Source organism: Acinetobacter sp. YH18001, assembly GCF_013416975.1.
GTDB lineage: Bacteria > Pseudomonadota > Gammaproteobacteria > Pseudomonadales > Moraxellaceae > Acinetobacter > Acinetobacter pseudolwoffii.
This window is the reverse complement of record NZ_VPEU01000035.1, coordinates 1-12,192: the sequence shown is the minus strand read 5'-3', so window position 1 is coordinate 12,192 and position 12,192 is coordinate 1. Positions and strand designations below refer to the sequence as shown.

General features: G+C 45.1%; 10 protein-coding genes. 4 read left to right on the top strand and 6 right to left on the bottom strand.

The genetic code is table 11. The annotated features are described in order from the left end of the window. Window positions 1-544: 544 nt before the first annotated feature. Window positions 545-2,374, bottom strand: a complete 1,830-nt coding sequence (ilvD, locus tag FTV48_RS10925; RefSeq protein WP_180000298.1) for a dihydroxy-acid dehydratase — start codon at window positions 2,372-2,374, stop codon at window positions 545-547. Window positions 2,375-2,782: 408 nt separating this feature from the next. Here ilvD and fmt point away from each other — a divergent pair, with 408 nt between their 5' ends. Further along, window positions 2,783-3,745, top strand: coding sequence for a methionyl-tRNA formyltransferase (gene fmt / locus FTV48_RS10920; RefSeq protein ID WP_180000296.1), 963 nt, complete (start codon window positions 2,783-2,785; stop codon window positions 3,743-3,745). Next, window positions 3,742-5,049, top strand: coding sequence for a 16S rRNA (cytosine(967)-C(5))-methyltransferase RsmB (gene rsmB, locus FTV48_RS10915; protein WP_180000294.1), 1,308 nt, complete (start codon window positions 3,742-3,744; stop codon window positions 5,047-5,049). The genes fmt and rsmB overlap by 4 nt, the downstream gene beginning before the upstream one ends. A gap of 84 nt (window positions 5,050-5,133) precedes the next feature. On the opposite strand, the gene zupT is transcribed toward rsmB, so the two are convergent. The 4 genes from zupT to FTV48_RS10895 all read right to left on the bottom strand — a co-directional run bounded on the left by zupT (window position 5,134) and on the right by FTV48_RS10895 (window position 9,675). Further along, window positions 5,134-5,943, bottom strand: coding sequence for a zinc transporter ZupT (gene zupT / locus FTV48_RS10910; RefSeq protein WP_180000292.1), 810 nt, complete (start codon window positions 5,941-5,943; stop codon window positions 5,134-5,136). Between the two features lie 90 nt (window positions 5,944-6,033). Further along, window positions 6,034-6,144 (bottom strand): methionine/alanine import family NSS transporter small subunit, encoded by a 111-nt coding sequence (locus FTV48_RS10905; RefSeq protein ID WP_005173576.1) that lies wholly within the window; start codon window positions 6,142-6,144, stop codon window positions 6,034-6,036. A 10-nt stretch (window positions 6,145-6,154) separates the two neighbouring features. Then, on the bottom strand, window positions 6,155-7,630 hold the full coding sequence (locus FTV48_RS10900; protein ID WP_100535495.1) for a sodium-dependent transporter: 1,476 nt from the start codon (window positions 7,628-7,630) through the stop codon (window positions 6,155-6,157). Between the two features lie 596 nt (window positions 7,631-8,226). After that, a complete protein-coding gene (locus FTV48_RS10895; protein ID WP_180000290.1) occupies window positions 8,227-9,675 on the bottom strand; it encodes an aldehyde dehydrogenase family protein in 1,449 nt (482 codons plus the stop codon). Between the two features lie 135 nt (window positions 9,676-9,810). Between FTV48_RS10895 and FTV48_RS10890 the strand changes: the two genes are divergently transcribed. Both FTV48_RS10890 and FTV48_RS10885 read left to right on the top strand, forming a co-directional pair. Further along, window positions 9,811-10,500, top strand: coding sequence for a TIGR04219 family outer membrane beta-barrel protein (locus FTV48_RS10890; RefSeq protein WP_100357649.1), 690 nt, complete (start codon window positions 9,811-9,813; stop codon window positions 10,498-10,500). A gap of 379 nt (window positions 10,501-10,879) precedes the next feature. Beyond that, window positions 10,880-11,431 carry a type 1 glutamine amidotransferase domain-containing protein gene (locus tag FTV48_RS10885; protein ID WP_159516525.1) on the top strand — a complete coding sequence of 184 codons (552 nt, stop codon included), beginning with the start codon at window positions 10,880-10,882 and terminating at the stop codon, window positions 11,429-11,431. Window positions 11,432-11,476: 45 nt separating this feature from the next. On the opposite strand, the gene FTV48_RS10880 is transcribed toward FTV48_RS10885, so the two are convergent. Continuing rightward, window positions 11,477-11,800, bottom strand: coding sequence for an ankyrin repeat domain-containing protein (locus FTV48_RS10880; protein WP_159516524.1), 324 nt, complete (start codon window positions 11,798-11,800; stop codon window positions 11,477-11,479). Window positions 11,801-12,192: the final 392 nt, after the last annotated feature.

Here is a 12,192-nt window from a genome sequence, read left to right as displayed (position 1 = left end):
TGGCAATTTATTTTAAGATCATTGTATAGAAAGCATTCAGCATGTAAAAGAAATTACCCTACAGAAAAACATTTTGATGAATTTTAAAAAAAATTTCATCACATGACCAAGCGACATGGATGTCGCTGTTTCGCTGCTCTACAGGGAAGTAGAGTTAGCGGAACGAGAGCGTTTTGTTACTTTTGCGCCGTCAAAAGTAAGATTCTGCCTGCACAAAGATCATCAGAACTTTTAAAGTTATTAAAGCTTTGATTTTAAGTGGATCTTCGATTTTTTTTACCATACAGCCTCAAATTACCTGAGTAATTTTTAATGCTATCTCGTAGGCACTTTTACTTTTGCCGGGCCAAAATGAGAATCTCAAAATATATTTTGAGTTCGCAAGAAAAGCCCCTTGTTTGCCCGATATGGCATCCCTGCCATACGGGCAAACGTGCGACTTCCTGTCGCACTCCACTGGGCAAAATTTGGAAAGTCTAAAAATAGTTTCTTGTATAAAAAAAGCACCTTATCTAGAGGTGCTTTTCTGTTATAAGATTACAGCTTAGATATCACGTACCGCACCTTTCGCCGCACTAGTGGTATGCATTGCATAGGCTTTCAATGCTTTTGAAATTTTACGCGGACGCTCTTCAGCGGGTTGCCAGCCTTTGGCTTCTTGCGCTGCACGGCGTTCAGCCATCACCGAATCTTCAACTGCTAAATGAATGCTACGATTTGGAATATCAATTTCGATACGGTCGCCATCTTCAACCAAACCAATCGCACCGCCTTCAGCTGCTTCTGGAGAAACGTGACCAATGGAAAGACCTGATGAACCGCCCGAGAAACGACCATCGGTGACAAGCGCACAGTCTTTACCCAAACCTTTCGATTTTAAGTAACTGGTTGGATACAGCATTTCTTGCATACCCGGACCACCACGTGGACCTTCGTAACGGATCACCACCACATCACCTGCTGTGATTTTGCCACCTAAGATTGCTTCTACTGCAGAATCCTGGCTCTCAAAGACACGTGCTGTGCCGTTGAATTTTAAGATGGAGTCATCCACGCCTGCTGTTTTGACGATACAACCATCCAGTGCGATGTTGCCATAAAGGACGGCTAAACCACCATCTTGCGAGAAGGCATGTTCAACATTACGAATCACACCATTTTCACGGTCACCATCTAAACGGGTGTAGTAACGATCTTGTGAGAATGCTGTTTGCGTCGGTACACCGCCCGGCGCCGATTTGAAGAAGTTATACACCTCTTCATTTTCAGTACGGATAATATCCCACTTGTCTAAAGCATCTTTTAAGGTCGCTTCATGTACGGTAGGTACAGAGGTATCGAGTAAGCCGCCACGGTCTAATTCACCGAGGATTGACATAATGCCGCCGGCACGGTGAATGTCTTCCATGTGAACATTTTTGACCGCAGGTGCAACTTTACATAGCACTGGCACTTTACGCGATAAACGATCAATGTCGTCCATGGTGAAGTCAACTTCTGCTTCATGCGCAGCCGCCAACAAGTGTAGAACGGTATTGGTTGAACCCCCCATCGCGATATCTAAAGTCATGGCATTTTCATACGATGCTTTGGTCGCAACATTACGCGGTAATACGCTGTAATCATTTTGCTCATAATGACGCTTGGTGATTTCCACAATCAACTGACCTGCACGCTCGAATAATTTTTTACGGTTGGCATGCGTTGCCAGCGTAGAGCCATTACCCGGTAAAGATAAACCAAGCGCTTCGGTTAAGCAGTTCATGGAGTTGGCCGTGAACATTCCTGAACATGAACCACAGGTTGGACATGCAGAACGTTCATAGGCTTTGACTTCTTCGTCAGTATAGTTGTCATCAGCAGCCACGATCATCGCATCAACAAGGTCAATCGCCTGTTCATTACCACGGATTTGGACTTTACCCGCTTCCATCGGGCCACCAGAGACAAATACCACCGGAATGTTCAGGCGCATCGCAGCCATCAACATGCCCGGGGTGATTTTGTCACAGTTTGAGATACACACCATGGCATCAGCGCAATGCGCATTGACCATGTATTCAACTGAGTCTGCAATCAGGTCACGCGAAGGCAATGAATACAGCATGCCGTCATGACCCATCGCGATGCCGTCATCGACTGCAATGGTATTAAATTCTTTTGCCACACCGCCTGACGCTTCAATTTGACGTGCCACCAGCTGACCCAGGTCTTTGAGATGCACATGACCCGGTACAAACTGGGTGAACGAGTTCACCACCGCAATAATCGGCTTACCGAAATCTTCATCTTTCATTCCGGTAGCACGCCATAAACCGCGTGCGCCAGCCATATTTCTTCCGTGTGTCGATGTTTTTGAACGATAGTCAGGCATTTTATATTTCCAACAAAGTTTGAGCTTGAAATGAACCGGACAGATCCACTCTGGCTAAATCATACTGACAAGGAGCTTAAATCAGTTGAATTTTACACCTATCATACTACAAGCCCTTGTTTTACAAGATGGCCCTTTGGTTGTAGATGCAGGTAAAAATGTCTATAGAGAGGTCGTAATGATCTGACGATAAAAATTTCTTGATGAAATCTACTATACCGTCATCATCATCAGGACAATACAAAACTTTCATGAATAATTTTTACAATTTGCATGAGTTTTTTTTATATAAAAATTCCACTGAAATTCAAGCACTCACCGGTCTTATTCAATAAGTTTTTGCAACGATTAGGCTGAAATTTGGCTTTTGGCTTATAATACGCTTTAAGTTTATTTGGAATTTCATGTGTGAAGATCATATTTGCAGGCACACCAGAATTTGCAGCGACTGCATTGGCTGCGCTGCTCAAAACCGAGCATGAAATTGTGGCGGTGTATACCCAGCCTGACCGCAAGGCCGGACGCGGACAAAAACTCACGGCATCTGCGGTCAAGCAGTTGGCGCTTGAATACAATATTCCGGTTTATCAGCCTTTGCATTTTAAGTCATCGACTGAAGAAGGTCTGGCAGCGCAAGCAGAACTCAAAGCCTTAAATGCAGATGTGATGGTGGTGGCAGCCTATGGCCTGATCCTGCCACAAGTGGTTCTGGATACACCAAAATATGGTTGCCTGAATATTCATGGTTCCCTGTTGCCACGCTGGCGCGGTGCGGCGCCGATTCAGCGCGCGATTGCTACTGGCGATGCCGAAACGGGTGTGACCATTATGAAAATGGCAGCCGGTCTGGATACCGGGGATATGATGTATAAAACACGATGTCCGATTACTGCCGAGGATACTTCTGCCAGCCTGCATGACAAACTGGCGCTGCAGGGTGCTGAGGCAATTGCGGCTGTGCTTGAATCGGAACAGACCTTGCAACACTATTTAGCACAGCGTGAAGTGCAAGATGACAGCCTGACGGTCTATGCACATAAACTGTCTAAAGCAGAAGCGCAAATTGACTGGACACAAGCTGCGGCAGAGATTGACCGTAATATCCGCGCTTTTAATCCTTGGCCGGTAGCCTTTACCCCGCTGGATGACAGCAACAATTTACGCATCTGGAATTCATCACTTTCTACGCACAACGCAAGCACTGCTCTGCCTGGTGAAGTGATTGCCTTGGATAAAGACGGCGTACATGTAATGTGTGGTGATCAGAACGCCATTTGCATCACCAATCTGCAATGGCCAGGTGGCAAAGCCCTGAATGCTGTTCAAATTAATCAAACTCAAAAACTATCGGTAGGATATAAATTCGCATGAGCCAAATTCAATCATCAGCTAAAAACTTGAATTTGCGCGCGCAAGTTGTCAAAACACTCTTGGCTGTACAAAATGGCCAATCACTTGCTTCAGTACTCAATCAACATATCAATATCGTGTCTGAACGTGACCGTGGTTTATATCACGAGTTAACCTTGGGCTGTTTACGTCAGTGGCATGGCCTGAAAGCCATTACCCTGCCGTTATTAACTAAACCCCTTGATAACCAGGCCCTAGAAAGCTGCTTATATTTGGGTTTATATCAGATTCTATGTACCCGCATTCCGGCACATGCCGCCATTTCAGAAACCGTGACTGCCGCCAAACAGCTGGGCTTTGAACCTTTAAGTGGTCTGGTCAATGCGGTGTTACGTCGTGTTTCACGTGAAACAGAAGAATTTGATCTGGCGTTAAATCAGGCACATGGCCTGCCAAGCTGGTTATTCAAACGTTTAAAGAAAGACTGGCCGGAACAGCTGGCTGAACTGTCGCACGAGTTAAAACAGATTGCACCGCTGACCTTGCGTGTTAATGTCAATCAGGTTAGCCGTGATGAATATCTGGAAATTCTGGAAGAAGAAGGCTATGAAGCACGTGCTTGCAGCCTGTCTGAAGTCGGGATTGTACTGGAACAGAATGTGCATATTCCAAACCTGCCGGGCTATGAAGCCGGCGGCTTCTCGGTTCAGGATGAACACGCCCAGCTATGTGCAACCTTAATACCTGATCTGGAAGGAAAAGTTGTAGTAGATGCCTGCGCTGCACCGGGTGGTAAGACTGCACACATTCTGGAAAAGTATAGTCCGAAAAAACTTTATGCAATTGATCAGGACGCGAAACGTTTGGTTCGTGTGGCAGAAAATCTGGAACGCTTACTGTTAACCGATTATGCCGAAGTTGAAATTATTGCAGCCGATGCCATTAGCTGGACAGCGCCTGAACCGGTCGACTGTATTGTGCTGGATGCACCATGTTCTGCCATCGGTGTGATCCGTCGCCATCCGGATATCCGTTTGCTGCGTCATTCTACAGATATTCCGCAAACCGTCGCGCTGCAAAAGCAGATTCTGGAAAATATGTGGCAGCAGTTAAAAGTCGGCGGCACCTTGCTCTACATTACCTGTTCGATTCTGAAAGCGGAAAATGAACAGCAGATGGTCGAGTTTTTTGCCCAGCATGCCGATGCCAAGGAAATCAAGATCGAAGCCGATTGGGGCATCGAACAGATACATGGTCGTCAGTTGTTGCCGAAAGCAGATCAAGGCGATGGCTTCTTCTATTGTCGTATTGAAAAGATCGCATAAATCATCATTTTTAAAGTCGGAAAAGGTAGCTTCGGCTGCCTTTTTTATTGCATGCTTTATTGCATGGCCGACTTGTAACAGGACTTACTGAATAAACTTAAAGATCACCAGACTGGTTGCCAGTGCAGCCATGCCACTCACCAGTCCATAGACGGTTTCATGTCCTTCGGCATAACGTTTTGCCGTCGGCAATAACTCATCCAGTGCCAGATAGACCATCACCCCGCCAATCAGGCCAAACACCAGACCATATACCGTATCGCTCATATAAGGCGCCAGAATAAAATAGCCCAAGGCGGCACCCAAAGGTTCAGCCAGTCCCGACACCAGACTGGCCCAGAGCGCATAATCTTTGCGTCCGGTCGCCATATACACTGGCAAGGCAATTGCCACACCTTCCGGGATATTATGAATCGCAATTGCCACCGCCAAAGGCGCACCCAAGGCAGGACTTTCCAGCGTGGCAAAAAAGGTCGCCAGACCTTCTGGCAGGTTATGTGCGCTAATGGCGAATAAAGTCAGCATGCCGGTACGCAATAGTTGCGGTGAACTGACGCCCTCACTGGCATGCGTTTCAACAGTTTCATGCGGATTTGGCACAAAATGATCCAGCAATAACACCAGAATCACGCCCAACAAAAATGCAAAGGTGCCAAAGGCAAAACCGGTTTTTTCATCAAAAGCCAGACTAAAGGAGGCAATCGATTTATTCAGAATTTCGGTTAAAGAAACATAGATCATGGCGCCCGCGGCAAAGGCCAGACCAAAGGCCAGCAGACGGAAATTGGTTTTTTTTAAGAAGAGTATGAGTCCACCACCCAACACGGTGGCAAGCCCAGCGAAGAAGGTCACGGCAAAGGCTGTATAGACTTGTCCATCTGAAACGGAAATCATGCCAAATCGTCAGCCATTAAAAAAGTCATTATCACCATAGATGATAATGACTTTCGTTTACAGTAAAACAGTAGGTTTATGTGAAGATTTTTAGTCTTCTGGTTCTTCCGGATTTTTTGCCAGATGAATCACGGACAGTACCAGACCACCCCACAATAAAACGATAGAGATGATCATCATCACCAGTGCAGATGTATTCATAGTCGCTCTCCTAGCTATGACGGTCTTTGACCAGACTGAACAGAATGGCGCCCAGAATAAAGAATGCCATGACACCTCCACCCACCATCCACAGGGTGCTGGCAGCATAGCCACCATAACCTTCTGCCATGATCGATTTCAGGGTCAGACCCAATGCCATTAATAAGGACAACGGCGTGATGACGGTCAGCATGAAGTTCCAGCTGCGACCAAGTTTCACGCTGGCAAACTGATTCACATGGCCTTCCAGCTGTTTCATCAATGGACGACGGAACCACGACAACAGAATAATGGAGATCAAACCACCACCGACAATACCGATATTATTGGCAAAGTAGTCAATAATGTCGACAAAGGTAATCGCACTATGGGTCGAGAACATCAAGGTAGAAATCACCGCTGAACCACCGGCAATAATCGTGACTGACTTGTTCTTCGACCAGCCCAGTTTGTCCTGGAATGCGGCAATCGGAACTTGCAGGATACTGACCATCGAGGTAATACCGGCAACTGTCAATGAAGCAAAGAACAGGAAGCCAAACAGGTCACCGCCTGCACCTAAACTGGAAATGATTTTCGGGAAAGCAATAAAGGCCAGACCAATACCGCCAGATACGACATCTTCAACATTTGCACCTGCGCTGAAGGCCATAAAACCAAGCGCTGCAAATACACCAATACCCGCCAGAATTTCAAAGGATGAGTTGGCCAGTGCCACCACGATCCCAGAACCGGTCAAGTTGGTTTTGCGTTTCAAATAAGAGGCATAGGTCAACATAATCCCGAAGCCCACCGACAGTGAGAAGAAGATATGACCAAATGCGGCCAGCCAGACTTTATAGTTGCTCATGGCCTCCCAGTTCGGCGTAAAGAAAGCATTTAAGCCGTCGACTGCACCCGGTAAGCGTACCGCCTGAATCACCAGAATAGAAAATAAAATTACCAGAAGTGGCATAAAGATTTTATTCGCCAGTTCCACCCCACGGCGTACCCCACCGTAAAGAATCAGCATCACCGCAGCCCAAACAATTACCAAACCGAAAAACAGGACAGGAACAAAACCTAAACTTAAACCTTCGCCGTTTTGCAGATAAGTATTGAAAAAGAAGTCCTGGGTATCTGTGCCCCACTGCTGCCCAAAGGAATAGAACATATAACTGCCGGCCCAAGACAAGACGCTGGCATAGTAAATCCCGATGATCAGGGTCACCATCACCTGCCACCAACCCAAGGATTCGGCATTCATGAGTTTTTTATAGGCCATGGGTGGTGCTTTACGGAACTTGTGTCCGACCGCATAGTCTAAAAACAATAAAGGCAAACCTGCTGCAAAAATCGCAATCAGGTAAGGGATCAGGAATGCCCCACCCCCATTTTCATAAGCCACATAAGGGAAACGCCAGATATTTCCCAAGCCAACGGCGGAACCAATGGCTGCAATAATGAATCCTGATCGTGCAGACCAATTCTCACGAGTTTCTGTCATAGAACACCTAAACTTTAAACCCCTTCAGATGCTGCTTGTTATGGTTATAGCGCAAGCAAATAAAGAAGCATTTCAATTATTTTGGGTGTTTGGATTAGAGCTGCACCTTTTGGGCGTCGAATTCTAATGTACAAACAGGTCAGCAGGTCTTACATCTTGCTTAAAGTCTGATCGAAAAGCTGACCTTGTAGATGGTTCAACAATACTGACTTTTTTAAATTTTTTCTGTAAATTCTGCTGAAAATATTCGTTATTTATAATCTATTCGAATTAAGCGTTCAATAATTCAACGAAACCCGCCTGATTTTACAGGTTATATATTGACAAACTTTTTGGAATATATCTTTCTTAAGTTTGACTACAGAACCGTAGTCAGGCAAAGCTCATGCTGCGATCATCCAAATCGCCTTATATTTATAGAAGAATTAAAGTCAAAGGCTTATCGCGATGTGAGCCACTCTATAGCTGAAATGCGCGGAGCAGAGATCTGATCGCCCTGCTCCACGTGCATTTTTGACATCTAAAAATGGACTGCAATACCCCGGTCTGACCTGCAGCAAATCCATCACGGGATCTGAGCGATTGATGTCATTTACTTAAGATTTAATCACCAGCATCCGTTCTTCCTGCATATCGCGAATGGCAGATTGAATCCCTTCACGGCCTAAACCTGAATCCTTCACCCCACCATAGGGCATGTTGTCCACCCGGAAAGATGGAATGTCATTGATAATGACCCCGCCGACATGCAGATGATCCCAGGCATACAGCATCTTGTTCAAGTTCTGGGTATAAACTCCGGCCTGCAAGCCAAAACGGCTACGATTGATACAGGCAATCCCTGCTTCAAAATCAGGATAAGGTTCAATCATCGCCACCGGACCAAAGACTTCATCACGGTAAATTTCCAGATTATGATCCACGTTTTCCAATAAAGTCGGTGCGAACATCACTCCATCCAGCTCACCACCTACCAGAATTCTGGCATCCTTTTTCAGTGCTTTTTCCAGCCATTTTTTCAGGCGTTTGGCTTCTGCTTCCTTGATCATCGGCCCCACCAAAGTTGTGCTCAGATTTGGATCGGTGGCTTTCAGATGTTTGAGTTTTGCAAGCAGTTTATCTCTGACTTCGGCATAAATATCCTGATGCACCAGAATGCGCTGTACACTGATACAGACCTGCCCGGCATGACCATAAGCACCGCCAACCAGACGGGTAATCAAGGCATCATTAATTTCGGTATCCGGCTCGATCATCACTGCGGCATTACCGCCCAGCTCCAGAACCACTTTTTTGCGGCCAGCACGCGCTTTCATATCCCAACCCACCACATCGGAACCGGTAAAACTGAGTAATTTAAAACGGTCATCGGTGACCAGCACATCGGCCAGCTCGCGCGGACAGGGTAAAACTGAAAATGCGCCTTTCGGCAAATCGGTTTCCGCCAGAATCTCGGCAATTTTCAAGGCAGAAATCGGCGTCAGACTGGCGGGTTTCAACACGAAAGGACAACCGGCAGCAATCGCCGGTGCAATTTTGTGGGCGGTCAGATTTAAGGGAAAATTAAAAGGGCTGATTAAAGACACTGCGCCAATCGGCACCTGCTTAACCATACCCTGATACCCCGATGCTGCCGTGGTTACAGCCAAAGGCAGCATACGTCCCTGATCGATTTGAGTCACGGCATCTGCGGCAATTTGAAAGGTATTAATCAGACGCTCGACTTCGGCTTCTGCCGCTTTGCGCGGTTTACCGCCTTCTGCAATCAGAATTTCAGTCAGTTCTTCACGAATTTCATGAAAACGGCGCACACAATGCAGTAGAATTTTCTGTTTTTGAAAGGGTTCTAAAGCCGCCATCTCTGCCTCGGTGTCTAGGGCAGACTGAATGGCCTGCTCCAGACTTTTGGCATCGGCCAAAGCGACACGTGCATAGGGTGCTTGCGTATATTTATGTTTAACCTCTAGCCATTCTCCGGTCTGAACCGCCTGACCAGCCACATAGAATGAATAGTCTTTACACTGTTGTACTGCTGTAGATCGCATTTTTTAGTCCTTCAAAATCCCAGGATATACATTTTTGAAATTCTCTATATCATGCACTTGCTGATAAATATTAAGAAGATGTTTTTAAGTAACCAGACACGCTCAATTTTAATAAAGCTTTAGGGACTCACTGTCATGCAGACAAAAATACTCGCCACATTATTCTTCAGTTTTGGATTAAGCACGCTCAGTCATGCAGATTTCATCGGGGCAAAAGCCGATCTCAGCTACTGGAATTTTAACGGTTATAGCGAAAATAGCAGTATGAAACATGATCTGGATCGACAAGGTACGGCGCAGCTGTCCGTGGCTTTTGAACATCCGATTCCGCTTTTACCGAATGCCAAAATCAAATATGTCAATCTGGACAGCAACAGCGAACAAAGCACTCCGATCAATGCCTCAGAAATCGAACTGAAGAATATTGACTATATTCTGTATTACGAATTACTGGATACCGTGGTACATGCCGATGTAGGCGCAGGCTTAAGCAATCTGGAGGGTACGGTAAAAAACCTGAATACCGAGGCTTTCACGCAATACGATCTGGATGAATACACTCCACTGCTCTATGCAACTGCAGGGGTTAAATTGCCATTTACCGGACTGAGTGCCAAAGCAGAAGCCGTTTACAGTCATGGCAGCGATAGTAAAAAGACCGATGTACAGGCTGAGTTACAATATGATTTTATTGATAATCTGCTGGTCGATGTCGGTGCCAAAATCGGTTATCGCATGATGACGGTAGATTTTCAACAGGATCAACGTCCAGATTTACAGCTGGAATTTAAAGGCCCGTATATTGGCTTAGATGTACATTTTTGATGCCAAGAATTCAGCAGCTGGTCGTGCTCAATTTCTCTGCGTTCATGTAAGTCAAAGCGTACAACAATAAGCGCAATCTGCTGCTGGTACAAAATCTGCTTGTGTATTACTTTAGACACATAGAGAGCAGGATGCTCCGAAAACCTAAAAACAACAAGAATAAGCAAGCATCAGGACGTGAGGTACGACAGGAGTTATACCTAAATCACGAGATACGGAAAAAGCCCCAACAGGATGTTGGGGCTTTTTTTCTGCTATTTCTTTTTCTGTGCATTGTTTTATTTATCTTTGCTTAACAGTTCCGAGTTAAAACTCCAACATTGTAAAAATCGGCTTGTTGTTAAGCTAAAAATCCTCACATTTTTTGGGAACAGCAATCATGGTAAAAAAGGTCCTCTTTATTACATCCAATCAAGGTATTGAACATGATGAACTGACTGAGCCTTTAAATTTTTTAAAGTCCAAAGGTTTTGAAGTGATTCATGCTGCAGAAAAAAATGAAGATGTAGCCACTGTCAAAGGTGATACCAAAGCTGCTACCCAATATACGCCTGATACCAGTTTCGACCATGTCGACCTGAATGATTATGATCTGTTGGTGATTCCAGGTGGTACAGTCAACGCAGATACTTTAAGAATTAATCAGGATGCCCAGAAAATTATTCAGCACTTTGCCGACAATCACAAACCGATTGCGGCGATTTGTCACGGGCCATGGGCCTTAATTGATGCAGATCGAATTAAAGACAAGAATCTGACCTCGTATAAAAGCATCAAGCTGGATCTGGAAAATGCCGGCGGAAAATGGGTCGATGAAGAAGTGCATCGCTGTAATACCGGCGACTGGGTACTGATTACTTCACGGAATCCGGATGATCTTCCGGCCTTTAATGAAGCCATTTTAAAAGAACTTGAAGGCGATGCTGCCTAAGTTCCTACCATAAAAAGAACCTCATGATTGAGGTTCTTTTTAAATTTAGATACCACCGGCCAGACTTTTCAGATAAGCCACAACATCTTTATTGCCGGCCATTTCTGCCAGTTCTAGTGCCGTATGTGGACTGCGATGGGCAATATCTGCACCTTTGCTAACCAGAAGCTTGACTACGTCTAGATGATCATTTTCAGCAGCGGCCTGTAAAGCACTATAGCCTTCTTCGTCGGCAGAGTTAACGTCCAGACCTTCCTGTAAGCCTTGCTCGACCTGTTCAACATCGCCTAAAGAAGCCCAGTACACCAGTTCAGGAAGATGTAATTCGTCATCATCTTCAGGGATTGGGGAGAATGAGTCGAATTGCATAGAATCTACCTCAAGATTTATTTTAAGTCTGAGGGTATAAAAGCATATCCATTATAACTAATCCAATCCATGTGCAAAAAATTTCCTAATGATTTAACTGACTCAATATTAGCTGTAGGACCCATTAAAAAACTAGAGAAAACATTTCTTTTATTATTTTCTTTATATTCATGGATATACCATACACCCTGTATATGTTTTCTTTGAATATTGCCTTGTTCATCTTTTCTATGTAATAGACGACTTATTTCTTGGTAAATAAAATCTTGATTTGTCGCAAACCATAACCTGCAAACATTTCTTTTTGAGCTGCGCTTAACTGTGCATATTTTTGTTCTATATCTGCAATCACTATTGTGTCCATATCAATTCCCATCCGCCAAATGCTGAGA